The sequence below is a fragment of the Pseudoxanthomonas sp. UTMC 1351 genome (assembly GCF_040948865.1).
Taxonomy (GTDB): Bacteria; Pseudomonadota; Gammaproteobacteria; order Xanthomonadales; family Xanthomonadaceae; genus Pseudoxanthomonas_A.
Genome location: NZ_JAVGJT010000005.1, coordinates 29,969 through 42,014, shown reverse-complemented (window position 1 = coordinate 42,014; position 12,046 = coordinate 29,969). Strand labels below are relative to the sequence as shown.

General features: G+C 61.5%; 13 protein-coding genes. 7 read left to right on the top strand and 6 right to left on the bottom strand.

Annotation, left to right across the window (positions count from 1 at the left end; all coding sequences use genetic code 11):
• Nucleotides 1-357 precede the first annotated feature (357 nt).
• From AB6O04_RS03225 to AB6O04_RS03215, 3 genes are all read left to right on the top strand, one after another.
• Nucleotides 358-723: a PadR family transcriptional regulator gene (locus AB6O04_RS03225; RefSeq protein WP_368562275.1), complete on the top strand. Its 366-nt coding sequence runs from the start codon at nt 358-360 to the stop codon at nt 721-723.
• On the top strand, nt 720-1,625 hold the full coding sequence (locus AB6O04_RS03220) for a sensor domain-containing protein (RefSeq protein ID WP_368562273.1): 906 nt from the start codon (nt 720-722) through the stop codon (nt 1,623-1,625). Before AB6O04_RS03225 ends, AB6O04_RS03220 begins: the two co-directional genes overlap by 4 nt.
• A 291-nt stretch (nt 1,626-1,916) precedes the next feature.
• A complete protein-coding gene (locus AB6O04_RS03215; protein WP_368562271.1) occupies nt 1,917-2,132 on the top strand; it encodes a DUF6289 family protein in 216 nt (71 codons plus the stop codon).
• A 78-nt stretch (nt 2,133-2,210) separates the two neighbouring features.
• Here the strand turns inward: AB6O04_RS03215 and AB6O04_RS03210 are convergent, their stop codons facing one another.
• Nucleotides 2,211-3,458 (bottom strand): polyhydroxyalkanoate depolymerase, encoded by a 1,248-nt coding sequence (locus AB6O04_RS03210; protein ID WP_368562270.1) that lies wholly within the window; start codon nt 3,456-3,458, stop codon nt 2,211-2,213.
• Between the two features lie 104 nt (nt 3,459-3,562).
• On the bottom strand, nt 3,563-4,153 hold the full coding sequence (locus tag AB6O04_RS03205; RefSeq protein WP_368562269.1) for a class I SAM-dependent methyltransferase: 591 nt from the start codon (nt 4,151-4,153) through the stop codon (nt 3,563-3,565).
• Between the two features lie 333 nt (nt 4,154-4,486).
• On the opposite strand from AB6O04_RS03205, the gene AB6O04_RS03200 reads away from it, so the two are divergent.
• A complete protein-coding gene (locus tag AB6O04_RS03200; protein ID WP_368562267.1) occupies nt 4,487-4,906 on the top strand; it encodes a CopD family protein in 420 nt (139 codons plus the stop codon).
• A gap of 273 nt (nt 4,907-5,179) precedes the next feature.
• Here the strand turns inward: AB6O04_RS03200 and AB6O04_RS03195 are convergent, their stop codons facing one another.
• Nucleotides 5,180-6,880 carry an alkaline phosphatase gene (locus AB6O04_RS03195; protein ID WP_368562265.1) on the bottom strand — a complete coding sequence of 567 codons (1,701 nt, stop codon included), beginning with the start codon at nt 6,878-6,880 and terminating at the stop codon, nt 5,180-5,182.
• A gap of 139 nt (nt 6,881-7,019) precedes the next feature.
• Here AB6O04_RS03195 and AB6O04_RS03190 point away from each other — a divergent pair, with 139 nt between their 5' ends.
• Both AB6O04_RS03190 and AB6O04_RS03185 read left to right on the top strand, forming a co-directional pair.
• Nucleotides 7,020-8,354, top strand: coding sequence for a dicarboxylate/amino acid:cation symporter (locus AB6O04_RS03190; protein WP_368562264.1), 1,335 nt, complete (start codon nt 7,020-7,022; stop codon nt 8,352-8,354).
• A complete protein-coding gene (locus AB6O04_RS03185; protein ID WP_368562262.1) occupies nt 8,351-8,773 on the top strand; it encodes a GNAT family N-acetyltransferase in 423 nt (140 codons plus the stop codon). The genes AB6O04_RS03190 and AB6O04_RS03185 overlap by 4 nt, the downstream gene beginning before the upstream one ends.
• 172 nt (nt 8,774-8,945) lie before the next feature.
• Here the strand turns inward: AB6O04_RS03185 and AB6O04_RS03180 are convergent, their stop codons facing one another.
• A complete protein-coding gene (locus tag AB6O04_RS03180) occupies nt 8,946-9,821 on the bottom strand; it encodes a bile acid:sodium symporter family protein (RefSeq protein ID WP_368562261.1) in 876 nt (291 codons plus the stop codon).
• Nucleotides 9,822-9,979: 158 nt separating this feature from the next.
• Between AB6O04_RS03180 and AB6O04_RS03175 the strand changes: the two genes are divergently transcribed.
• Nucleotides 9,980-10,480 carry an acyl-CoA thioesterase gene (locus AB6O04_RS03175; protein ID WP_368562259.1) on the top strand — a complete coding sequence of 167 codons (501 nt, stop codon included), beginning with the start codon at nt 9,980-9,982 and terminating at the stop codon, nt 10,478-10,480.
• A 51-nt stretch (nt 10,481-10,531) separates the two neighbouring features.
• Here AB6O04_RS03175 and AB6O04_RS03170 read toward each other — a convergent pair whose 3' ends face one another.
• Both AB6O04_RS03170 and AB6O04_RS03165 read right to left on the bottom strand, forming a co-directional pair.
• Entirely contained in the window at nt 10,532-11,146 is a 615-nt protein-coding gene (locus AB6O04_RS03170; protein WP_368562466.1) for a C40 family peptidase, read from the bottom strand.
• A 338-nt stretch (nt 11,147-11,484) separates the two neighbouring features.
• Complete coding sequence (locus tag AB6O04_RS03165; RefSeq protein ID WP_368562465.1) at nt 11,485-11,991, bottom strand: C40 family peptidase; 507 nt, start codon at nt 11,989-11,991, stop codon at nt 11,485-11,487.
• Nucleotides 11,992-12,046 lie beyond the last annotated feature (55 nt).

Sequence of the window (12,046 nt, the reverse complement as noted above, 5' to 3'; positions counted from 1 at the left end):
TTGTTCGACTGCATTGCCGAATGGCCTAACCGCGGGGATCCGCATTGGAAGAGCTATCGGCGCGGCCGGCGGCGACTAAAGTCGGAAAAATCCCCGCACTGTTCATCTTTGCGGTTCCCCTGTGTGCTGCTTTGGTGGCGGTGCCTGGTTGAGACAACCACCAACTTCTCCCAGACGGAGGCGGAGAAACATCTGCCAGAGCGCCTTTGGGAAGAGTCGCACACGTCCGGATTCTCGTCAGCGCCAAGTCCCGGTTCGTGCCGAATTTGCGCCGAATGACTAATGGCACATTCACTATAGCTAACTCAACAGTAGTGTGGCCTTCAACCTAGCAGTCCGCCGGGACGAGGGGAGGCCATGAACGACGCCGATGCCCAGCTGAAGAAGTTCCAGAAGGAGCTGAGTGCCGGCACGGTTTCGTTGGCACTGCTGGCTGTCCTGGCGCGGGAAGGGGAACCGATGTACGGCTATTTGATCGCCAAGCAGCTGGAACGCGTGGGCGAGGGCGTGCTTAGCGGCAAGCAGAGCGCGCTCTATCCGGTCTTGCGAAACCTGGAGGGGGCCGGATTGCTGGAGAGTTTCATCGAGCCTTCGGTATCCGGCCCGCCACGCCGCTACTACCGCATCACCGAAGCAGGGCGGCACACCCTGCGCGAATGGGCCGCAGCCTGGCGCGCGACCCGCGATTCCGTCGATTCCGTCCTGATGGGGATTCCAGAATGAACACCACCGCCCTGCCCACCACGATTCCCGAGTACCTGGAGCAGCTGCGTGCGGCGCTGCGCGGCGCCGACCCCGCCATGATCCAGGACGCGCTTTACGACGCCGAGGAATATCTGCGCGCGGAGTTGGCCGAGCAGCCCGGCAAGAGCGAAGCGGAAGTGATCGCATCTGTGGCAGGCAGCTACGGCGCGCCGGAGGAAGTGGCCGATATCTATCGCGATACCGAAGTGACGGTGACGCGCGCGCTGCGGCCGCCGGCTCCGCCGAAGCGTCAGTCGACGCTGGGTCGCTTTTTCGGTGTCGTGGCCGATCCGCACACGTACGGCGCGCTGTTCTACATGCTGTTGTCGCTGGCGACCGGCATTTTCTATTTCACCTGGGTGGTGACCGGTGCAAGTTTGTCAGGTGGCCTGCTGATCCTGATCGTTGGCATTCCGCTGCTACTGCTGTTTCTTGCGTCGGTGCGCCTGCTGTCGCTTGTGGAAGGACGCATGGTGGAAGTGCTGCTGGGTGAGCGCATGCCGCGCCGGCCGCTGTACACGCAACGCGACAAGCCATGGATGACGCGGATCACCGAATTGTTTACCGATGCGCGCACCTGGACCGCCATGCTGTACATGCTGCTGATGTTGCCGCTGGGCATCTTGTACTTCACTCTGGTGGTCACCCTGTTGAGCGTTTCGCTGGCGTTTGTTGCCGCACCGCTGAGTCTGCTTCTGCCGCATTACTTCGACGTCACGTTCTTCCATTGGAGCCTGACGGAACAGGCCCCGTGGCTGCTGCCACTGGTGAGCATCGTCGGCATCCTGATGCTGTTCGCTACCCTTCACCTGGCGCGTGGCGTCGGGAAGATACATGGCCAGTTCGCCAAGCTGCTGCTGGTGCGCAACCCGGTGGTATGAGCTGGAATTTAGCTTTCAACGCAAATTAGCTAACGAGTGCTAGGTAGGAGCGCCGTCTCGGCGGTAGGAGCGGCGTCCCGCCGCGAGCTCTTAGCTTCTCCCGCGATCTGATAGGAAGAGCTTGCTTCCAGCCGTTTCTATAGTGCCTGTTGGGCGATCCGTGGCACGCTCACTATTCCACGTGCGTACGAGATGCACCCCGGCCTACCGGCGGTGTTGACGGAACCACCACGCCGGCTCACTTACCTTTGCGGCGCGGCAAGTAAGCCGCATCACCCAAAGGAGAAGTACATGCGTATTCGGAACTTCGCAGTCGCTTTGTTATTGGCCATGCCGGCCGCAGCTTCGTTCAATGCCTCGGCGAATTGGCAAGGCACTTGGCACTACTACGATGAGGAAGGCGCATTGGTCGGTGGGTGGACCGCCGGTTGCGGCGCTGCCGACGGGCGCTGGGGTGTGGAAACCGACAACAAGAGCTTTACCCAGGGTTGTCGCTCGGAAAGCTGAGCTCCGCCAGGACGCTAAAAAAGAAGCCCCGCGTCAGCGGGGCTTCGTCTTAACTGCGCCGTCTAAAACGACGGAGGTTTAGGCCGCGTACTTGGCGATGAAGTCGCGTACTTGCGGATAGACATTCTCGCGCCAGCGGCGGCCACTGAAGATGCCGTAATGGCCAGCGCCTTCCACCGTCAGATGCTGGTGATGCGCCTTGGGAATACCGGTGCAAAGATCGTGCGCGGCGGCGGTCTGGCCCAATCCGGAAATGTCGTCCAACTCGCCTTCCACACTCATCAGCGCGGTCTTCTTGATGGCGGCCGGATTGACCCGCTCGCCGTTGATCTTCCACTTGCCGCGCGGTAATGAAAACTCTTGGAAGACGGTCTGGATGGTGTCCAGGTAGTACTCGGCCGGCATGTCCAACACGGCGTTGTATTCGTCGTAGAAGCGGCGGTGCGATTGCGCATCCTGCAGATCGCCCTTGATCAGGTTCGCGTAGAAATCCCAGTGCGACATGAAGTGGCGGCTGGGATTCATGGCGATGAAGCCGGCGTGTTGCAGGAATCCCGGATACACATGCCGGCCTTGACCCGGATACGGGGCGGGCACGGTGTGGATGACGTTGTTCTCGAACCACGACAGTGGATTGCGCGTGGCCAGGCCGTTGACCTGGGTGGGATTGAGCCGCGCATCGATCGGGCCGCCCATCATCACCAGCGAACGCGGTGTGGCTTCGCCGCGTGCCGCCATCAGCGAGACCGCCGCCAGCACCGGCACGGTGGGTTGGCAGACGCTGATGACGTGGAGCTTCTCGGCACCAATGTGGCGGATGAATTCCTCAACATAGGCGACGTAGTCGTCCAGGCCAAAGGCACCCTCTTCGGTGGGCACCATGCGCGCGTCGACCCAGTCAGTGACATACACCTTGTGGTCGCGCAGCAGCGTGCGCACGGTGTCGCGCAACAGGGTGGCATGGTGGCCGGATAGCGGCGCCACCACCAATACCGCGGGGTCGTCCTTCAGCGCCGCGATGCTCTGCGCATCATCGGTGTAACGCTTGAAGCGCAGCAGGCGGCAGAACGGCTTCTTCAGCACTTCCTGCTCGACCACCGGCACGGTGTGCCCGTTGGCTTCGATTTCATGGATTTCCCAAGCCGGCTTTTCGTAATCCTTACCGATGCGATAGATCAATTCGTTGCCGGCGGCGAATTGATCGGCGCCCGGCATGCTGGACAACCAACTGCTCGGCGTGGAAAACATGTGCGCGTTCGCTTCGGCCATGTAAACCAGCGGTGCCATCCATGCGCGGCTGAGTTCGTGCAATTGGTAAAGATTCATAGCGGTTGGGGAATCCCGAATTTGGTGCAAAGTGCTGCGTTGCAGCATACCGCAAACCCGCGTGTCCCGGGCCTCCCCTGTTCAGGTAGGGGCTGGGCGGAAAATCAGGCCGATTCCAGCGCCGCGGTTTCGCCGGCCAGCGCGGGCGATAGCCAGCAATGCGAGCCCGCTGAGCGCAGGCCGTGCTTCTGCAGTTGTGCCCGGTACCAAGCGGCAGTGCGGGGCTGGAAGCCAGCGTGGTCGCCTTCGAACTCATCCTCGTGGGTGAAGGTCTCCAGGAATGCAACGCCGCCACAAAGATCGGCAACGCCAGATAGGCCACGTTGCAACTCGCGTGAGGGCAGGTAATGCAGGACGTCGGCGCAGACCAGCAGATCCACGGGCGGGCAGGGGCGCAGGAATTCGAAATCGCCGAATCGAGCGAAATGCAGGTTGCGGGTCCGTCCATAGCGGGCGATCGCATACTCGCTGCTGTCGAATCCCATGTAGCGCAGCTTTGGGCGAAGCTTCATCAGCGGCGCGCGCCAAGCGCCTTCACCGCACCCGATGTCCAGCACGGTCCGGATGGGTCGCTCCAGATAATATTCAGCGGTAGAGACCGCCAACGCCACCTTCCTCGCCAACCGCTGCGGCCCGCCGATATCTTTCTGGCGGTACCAATGTTGGAAGTAGTGTTGGTCGTATTGTTTGGGCATGGGTGGGGAGCGGTCAGTAGAAATGATGAGCGGTCAGCGGTGAAAGCATGCGGCTTTTGCCCCTTGACCAGCCATTCGGCGGTTAAAAAGCATTGTAAAGGGGGCTACGGGGGATTTGCTTTTCGCTGTGTTTTTGTTCTTTTTAAGAGCAAAAGCAAATCCCCCTCAAATGTTTTTCAACCGCCGAATGGCGGGTCATCCCCCTTTACAAAAGGGGGAGGTAAAGCAAAAGCTTTAAACGCTCACCGCTCACTGATTGGACAGTCTTGATTCCGATAGCGGAGAATCCACGCCCAATTGCCAGCAACGGAGACGGCCAGCGTGGATAAAGCGATGCTCTACCCTTGGGTCAAGACTTTCCATCTCGTTTTCGTGATCGCGTGGATGGCCACGGTTTTCTATCTCCCGCGCATTCTGGTCAATCTGGCGGAAACGCAGGGACAATCCGAAACGCAGGCGCGGTTGTTGCTGATGGGGCGCAAGTTGTACCGGTTCGGGCACAACATGTTCGGCATCGCGATGATCCTGGGTCTGGTGCTGTGGTTCTACTTCGGCATCGCGGGCGGTTGGTTGCACGCCAAGCTGACGCTGGTGGTGCTGCTTCTGGCGCACTTCATCATTGCCGGACGTTGGTTGAAAGGCACCGAGAAAGGCCGTGCGTTACCTTCTTCGTTCAAACTGAGGCTGTTCAACGAAGCGCCGGTATTGTTGTTGATCGGTGTGGTGTGGCTGGTGCTGGCGAAACCGTTTTAAGGTCCGCCTCCAGCATATAAAAGCCTATGCGCGGCTCCGCTTCTCGTAGAGCGGAGCTGCGCCCCGGGATTGTGACGAGTCAACAGCAATGAGGCCGTCGCAACGGCAGACGATAGCGAATAGCCGCTTTTCAGCCATTAAACGGCTTATGAAAAGCGCTTCTCGTAGAACGGAGCTTGCTCCGCTGATCTTCGCGTCAAGGCTCGCAAGCCAAAAGCAGCCGAGCAAGCTCGGCTCTACCAAGGCACGAGGACCTCGGGTCTACCAAAGCGACTATTCCTTCTCGAAATCCCCTGGCTTAGGCAGTTCCACCGGCACACCATCAGCATTGCAGGTGTTGGCGGCGCACAGGCGTTCGCGCAGCTTGGGCGTGGCTTGTACGACGAAGTGGTAGATCACGTTCTGTTCCACCGTGCCGCGCACGGCGTCGCTGCCCGGGCCGATGGCCCAGATGCCGACATCGTCGCCGCCGTGCGATTCGGATTTCAGTGGCACCAGTGCTTCCTGCAGATAATCCGGATGTTCGGTATCCACGTGACCCAGGTCGGGACGGCCTTCCGCCGCTTCGACACTGCTGGGCGCGTGCAGGAAGTGCTTGGGTCCGGCGGGCTGTTGATTGCTGGCGCCGGTATAACCCGGCCCGTTGGCGTAGCTGAGCGTGGTGAAGGTCTGCCCGGTCTGATCGCGAGCCCAGTCGCCAGGCGTGTCGTCTTCGCTGCCTTGGCCACGAACCTTGCCCAGGATGGGATTGCCACGCACCGGATAACCGACGAAGTTCAGCGTGTGCGAATGATCAGCGGTGACGATGATCAGCGTGTCCTCCCGCGACGTGGCATCCAGCGCAGCCTGCACCGCATCGGACATCGCGATGGTTTCGTCTAGCGCACGGTAGGCGTTGCCGTAGTGATTGGCGTGATCGATGCGCGCGCCTTCAACCATCAATACGTACCCTTCCGGATTGTCCGCCAGCACGCCGATGGCCGCGCGGGTGAGCTCGGCCAGCGAAGGTTCGCCGGCGACGTCCTTGGGGCGATCATGCTCGAACTGCATATGATCCGGTTCGAACAAACCCAGCAGCCGCGGCGCGTTCTTTGCCGCTTGCAGCTGTTGCGCATTCCAGACGTAGGCGCCCTGCGGATTGGCGCGCCGCCATTCTTCAGTCAGGTCGCGTCCGTCCAGGCGTTCGCCGACTTTGTCGTCGTACTCGGGGTCGCGTTGTTCGGTGCTGGTGAACTCGGCGCGACCGCCACCCAGTGCCACTGTGGGACCTTGGCCGAAGCGCGAAGCAGATAGCAGTTGCTGTGCGATGTCCTTGCAGCCTTCCGCCACAGCGTTGGCGGGCAGGTCGGTGTCGTTTTCCCAATTGCGATCCGGCGAGTGCGCGTACAACGCGGCGGGCGTGGCATGGGTGAGGCGCGCGGTCGACACAATGCCGGTCGCCAGACCGGCGCTGTCAGCCAATTGCAGCCAGTTGAGCAGCGGCTTCTGCAAACTGCCCGCGCAGTCGTTGCGGTGGCCGGTGGAAACGCCGATGGCACCCATGTGCGTTTTTACACCAGCCACGATCGCGGTCATGGTGCCGGCGGAGTCGGGGGTTTGCGAATCGGTGTTGTAAGTCTTGGCGAGCGCGGTATGGGGAAAGTGTTCCCACGACAGCAGGTTCTCTTCGCCGGGTTGGCCTTTACGCTGTCCCTGCAGGATGCGGGCGGCGGCGACCGTGGTCAGGCTCATGCCATCGCCCAGGAACAGGATCACGTTCTTCGCACGCCCTTGCATGGCACCGTTGCCGGCAGCGCGAGCAGCGCCGCTGCGGTACCACCACGCGGGCGTCTCGCCTTGGGGATGTGTGACAGGTGTGACGTCTACCTGATAAGTCTTGGCGGTGCCGACCCTGCCTGGGCTGGAAGCGCAACCTGCGAGCAGAGTGATCAAAGTGGTGCCGAGCACTGGCAAGGCGAAAAGGCTGCGACGCATACGGGTACCGGAGAAATGACGAAAGGCGATTATGCCGCGTATACAGTGTCCCGCTGATGACACACCGGTATTCCAATGGTGCGGTCGCCTCGGGTGGCGGGGTCGGCTATCGTGCGGACACCCCCCACAGGTTGATGGCATGAAGCTGGTTGCTGCTTGGTTCAAGATTCCGTTCTGGCAGCGCGTGCTCGCTGGTTTCGTACTGGGCGCGTTGGCCGGTTGGCTGATGGGTCCGGCGGCCGATACCTGGTTTGGACCTTTGGGCGACTTGTACGTCACGCTGATCAAGATGATCGCAATACCGCTGGTGTTCTTCGCGGTGATCAATGCGGTGTCGCGCCTGCATGGGCAGAAATCGGTCGCGGCGCTGGGCGGACGCACCTTCCTGTGGTTCGTGATCACCGCCGTGCTGGCGGTCTCTATTGGTTTGGCGGTGGGTGTGGTGATGCAGCCTGGCGTGGGCGTCGCCAGCCTGCAGGTCGATCCCGGTTACAAGCCCAGGGACATTCCCAGTCCGATCCAGGTGCTGCTCAACGTGGTGCCCTCCAATCCGTTCCAGGCACTCACCGGCATCGGTACGACCAAGAATGCGGCGGGCGAGACCGTGCTGGCTGCGGGCAGGGGCTCGATCCTGCCGGTGATCTTCTTCGCCGGCCTGATTGGTTTTGCGATGGTGAAGCTGGGCGAACGCGTTGCCGGCGCGCGCAAGCTGGCAGACGAAGCCAGCGAGATCATGATCCAGATCACGCGTTTCGTGCTGGAAATCACGCCGCTGGGTACCTTCGGCCTCATCGCTTCACTGGTAGGGTCTTACGGTTTCAGTAAGTTGCTGCCGCTGGCGAACTTCGTCGGCGCGCTCTATATCGCCTGCGCCTTGCACATCGTGGTGGTCTATAGCGGCCTATTGTTGGCACACCGGTTGAATCCCCTGAAATTCTTCCGCGGCGCTGCGCCCGGAATGCAGGTGGCATTCGTCAGTTCATCCAGCTTTGCCGCCATGCCCGCGTCGCTACGAGCGGTCACCCACAATCTGGGTGTCGACAAGGACTATGCGGCGTTTGCGGTTCCGCTAGGTGCGAGCATCAAGATGGATGGATGCGGCGCTATCTATCCGGCGCTGTGCGCGATATTCATCGCGCAATACACGGGGCACGCGCTCACTCCGGATCAGTATTTGATCGTGCTGATCGCTTCGGTGCTCGGCAGCTTCGGCACTGCCGGCGTGCCAGGCACCGCGGTGGTGATGGCGACCGTGGTGCTGAGCGCGGCGGGTCTGCCGCTGGAAACCATCGGCTATCTGTATGCGATCGATCGCGTGCTGGACATGATGCGGACCATGACCAATGTGACCGGCCAGATGCTGGTGCCGGTACTGGTCGCCAAAGAGACCGGATTGCTGGATGCGCAGGTCTACCAAGCGGCATCGTCCAATGTAGGCCTGGAAGATACTGAAGCGACAGGCAGGACATCATGACGTTGCCGGACGGTTATCAGTTGCTGGATCAATTCCCACAGGCCGACGACTATCGGCGCCTGCGTTCGGTTGCCGGAATGGCGCCACGTTCGGCGGAAGCCGCCGCGCGCGGATTGCCCAACACTTTGTATGGTGTGAGCGTGCTACACGCTCAAAGAACCGTCGGCATGGGACGCGTGATTGGTGACGGCGGCTGTTTCTTCATCGTGGTCGATATCGCGGTGGAGCCCGAGCATCAGGGACGCGGCCTGGGCAGGGGCATCATGTCGGCGCTGGACGCCTGGCTGCGTGCGAATGCGCCCGACAGTTCCAATGTCTCGCTGATCGCCGATGGCGATGCCAAGCATTTGTACGCACGTTTCGGCTTTGCTGAAGTCGGGCCGGTTTCGGTCGGTATGGACTACACGGTTCGCCGCTGAGGGTGCGCCCCGCGATAGCCCCTAGTCAATGACAATAAGGTCGTCGCAACGGCGGGCGATAGTGAATAGCCGTGACCTCATGTAGAGCCGAGCTTGCTCGGCTGATCGTCTCCGGAGCCAATACGCGAAAAGCAGCGCAGCAAGCTACGCTCTACGAGAGCGCGGTAAACGGTTATTCACTATCGCCTGCCGTCGCGCGACCTCGCGCCGACCAGAAGGCGAACAGCGCCGCGGTGAAGAACATCAGCAGGCTGTAGACCGCGGCCGGTACCGACACGGTGGGGTTCTGCAGGACGTTGAGCGCGATGAAGATCGCCAGCGTTCCGTTGTGGATGCCAATTTCCATCGCAATGGCGATCGCCTGGCGCTTGGGTAGCTTCAACGCTCGCGGCGCGGCGTAGCCGGTCGCCATGCTGATCAGGTTGAACAACAAGCACGCCAGACCGACGACGGCGAAGTAGCGTGTCAGTGTGTTCCATTCCTGCCTCACGGCCGCGACGATCAACAGCACCAATACCAGCACGGAGAGCAGGCGCAACGGCTTTTCAGTCCGCGCGGCGAAGCCGGGCGCCTTGGCGCGGATCAGCATGCCCAACGCAACCGGCAAGACGATGATGACGGCGACTTCGATGACTTTTTTTGTCGGCGGCGGTACGTACTGGCCGGCGCCGAGAAAGTATTCCAGCGAAAGATTCAGGATCAGCGGCAGAGTGAGCAGGCAAAGCAGGCTGTTGATGGCGGTCAAGGTGATGTTCAACGCGACGTCGCCACGTGCCAGATGACTGTAGATGTTGGCGGTCGCGCCACCTGGCGATGCCGCCAGCAGCATCAATCCCACGGCCAGCTCGGGCGGCAGGCCGAAGCCCAGCGCCAATGCGAACGCCACCCACGGCAGCACCAGCGTCTGCAAACTCAAGCCCGTCAATACCGCACGCGGGTAACGCGCCACTCGCCGGAAATCTTCGGTGGTCAGGCCCAAGCCCAGGCCTAGCATGATGATGCCCAATGCCAGCGGCAACAGCAGATTCGTCAGCAGAGAAGCTTGCATTGCGTACGGCTCCTGAGTGAGGCTCTTGTACTGAAGGAACGACCGGTGCCATTCCACCGGCCGGGGTCGGCGCAGCATGGCGGCTAACCTGCGACGCCGCAAGGCGGCATACCCTGTTCCCCTCCAGCAATGACACGCCCCAACCAAGGAGCCCGACAATGAGTGGCGAGCAACGCGAATTGACTTTCCGTTTTCTGGCCGAGCCCGCGGACGTCAACTATGGCGGAAAGGTGCATGGCGGCGTGGTCATGAAATGGATCGACCAGGTGGGTTACGCCGCGGCGGTAGGTTGGAGTGGAAATTACAGCGTCACCGTGGCGGTCGGCGGCATCCGCTTCGTTTCACCGATCCGCATCAGCGACCTGGTGACGATATCGGCGAAGCTGGTCTACACCGGTACCAGCAGCATGCATTTCGCGGTGGATGTGCGGGCTCGCGATCCCATGGGCGGCGAAAACCGCTTGTGTACCCACTGCATTATCGTGTTCGTGGCGTTGGATGCGGTGGAAGGCAAGCCTACGCCGGTGCCTTCATGGCAACCGCAAGCGCCTGAAGACTGCCAGCTGGCTGAGTACGCCACCAAGGTGATGGAGCTGAGCAAGAACATCGAACAGACCGTCGCGCATTACCAAGATGCGGCAACGATAAAGGCCGCTTGATAGCGGCCTTCCGTGTCTCGCTTAAGAGCGGGTCTAACGAGGTTGCAAAGCTTACAGGGCGACCCGGCGCGCCTGCAGAAAGCGGTTGCCCCAATAGCCGGTGGTCAGGCTATCCACGCGTACGTCCTTGCCGCGGCTGGGCGAATGCAGGAAGCGGCCTTCGCCGACGTAGATGCCCACGTGGTTGACGCGGCCTTTCGGTCCGAAGAACACCAGGTCGCCCTGCTTGAGATCTTCGCGATTCTTGATCAGTTCCGCGTCGGCCTTGGCGGCCATCTCGCGCGAGACGCGCGGCAGCTCGATACCCAGGGCGGTTTGGAAAACGTAACCCACCAGACCGCTGCAATCGAATCCACTGTCCGGTGAAGTGCCGCCCCAGCGGTACGGCGTACCCATCAGCGTTAGCGCACGCTTGAGCAGCGACTGGATCTTGCCGCCTTCTTCCTCTTGGGCGATCACTCCGGTGCGGGTCAGGTCGTAGCTGGCCAGCAGGCGGCTGAGATCGCCGGCGACCAAGGTCGACCGGTCCAGCAACGGCACCGTGTCGCTGGCAGCCAAACGTGGGAGCAATGCCGTCAGCGTGGCGGCGGCGGCTTCGGTCGCCTTGGCTTTGACGTTATCGATAGCCGATACGCCTGCCGAAGCGGCGCCGGGCTTGGCTTCGATGGATACGACGTCGGTAGAGGCGACGGTTTCGGCGGCAGCGTCAGCCGGAATTTCCGCGGGAGTGGTCTGAGCCCAGACCGCCGCGCTGCAGGAGAAGAGCAGGGTAGCTACAACGAAGCGGAAATTACTCTTTGAAGTCCAGCCCTGGGAAGTCTCGCTCTTTGAAGTGCGGTAGAGGGTGGCGGCAGGCAGGCCTGTTGGCAGGTCGTCGTCGATCACTCGGGCGGGCTGGTTACATACGAAGGGGCGATGATGCCTTCATGCCGCCTTCATTTTGTTCACAAATAGTTAAAATTTAGTTAAGTTCAGCAGTGCCCCGTCACAGAACTGACCTGCCGTCAGTTCAACACGCGTTTCGCGCCAGTGTAATGGTCCCGCCAATATGCGCCATCCAGGTGATCCAGGCGGACGGTGCCGCCGGTGCTGGGGGCATGCACGAAGCGGCCCTCGCCGACATAGATCCCTACGTGGCTGACATTCCCGCGGCTGCCGAAAAACACCAGGTCGGCCGGTGCCAGCTGCCGCGGCGCGATGCGCGGGCCCTGTACCTGGGCCAATTCCCGTGAGGTGCGTGGCAGGCGCAGATCCAGCACGTCCCGATAAACATAGGCCACCAGGCCGCTGCAGTCGAAGCCCGATTCGGGCGTGTTGCCGCCGTACCGATACGGTGTGCCGACCAGCCCTATAGCCCGCATCAGCACCGCATTGGCGCCGGCCGGATCGGCGGCTTGCACGACGGGCCAAGGGCGTGGAGATGCCGGTGCGGAGGTGGGGCGCGTATTTCCCTTGCCGCCGCAGCTGGTCAGCAACACCGCTAAAGCCAAGCCCAGACTGGGCAGGACCATCCGGTGGGAAAACCGGCGCGTTCGCGTGATCGGTGGCGTGCTGGCGGTCAAGCCG

Excerpts from the sequence above, each read along its gene's own strand:
- AB6O04_RS03225 (WP_368562275.1), top strand. The coding sequence starts at position 358 with ATGAACGACGCCGATGCCCAGCTGAAGAAGTTCCAGAAGGAGCTGAGT.
- AB6O04_RS03220 (WP_368562273.1), top strand. The coding sequence starts at position 720 with ATGAACACCACCGCCCTGCCCACCACGATTCCCGAGTACCTGGAGCAG.
- AB6O04_RS03215 (WP_368562271.1), top strand. The coding sequence starts at position 1,917 with ATGCGTATTCGGAACTTCGCAGTCGCTTTGTTATTGGCCATGCCGGCC.
- AB6O04_RS03210 (WP_368562270.1), bottom strand. The coding sequence starts at position 3,458 with ATGAATCTTTACCAATTGCACGAACTCAGCCGCGCATGGATGGCACCG.
- AB6O04_RS03205 (WP_368562269.1), bottom strand. The coding sequence starts at position 4,153 with ATGCCCAAACAATACGACCAACACTACTTCCAACATTGGTACCGCCAG.
- AB6O04_RS03200 (WP_368562267.1), top strand. The coding sequence starts at position 4,487 with ATGCTCTACCCTTGGGTCAAGACTTTCCATCTCGTTTTCGTGATCGCG.
- AB6O04_RS03195 (WP_368562265.1), bottom strand. The coding sequence starts at position 6,880 with ATGCGTCGCAGCCTTTTCGCCTTGCCAGTGCTCGGCACCACTTTGATC.
- AB6O04_RS03190 (WP_368562264.1), top strand. The coding sequence starts at position 7,020 with ATGAAGCTGGTTGCTGCTTGGTTCAAGATTCCGTTCTGGCAGCGCGTG.
- AB6O04_RS03185 (WP_368562262.1), top strand. The coding sequence starts at position 8,351 with ATGACGTTGCCGGACGGTTATCAGTTGCTGGATCAATTCCCACAGGCC.
- AB6O04_RS03180 (WP_368562261.1), bottom strand. The coding sequence starts at position 9,821 with ATGCAAGCTTCTCTGCTGACGAATCTGCTGTTGCCGCTGGCATTGGGC.
- AB6O04_RS03175 (WP_368562259.1), top strand. The coding sequence starts at position 9,980 with ATGAGTGGCGAGCAACGCGAATTGACTTTCCGTTTTCTGGCCGAGCCC.
- AB6O04_RS03165 (WP_368562465.1), bottom strand. The coding sequence starts at position 11,991 with ATGGTCCTGCCCAGTCTGGGCTTGGCTTTAGCGGTGTTGCTGACCAGC.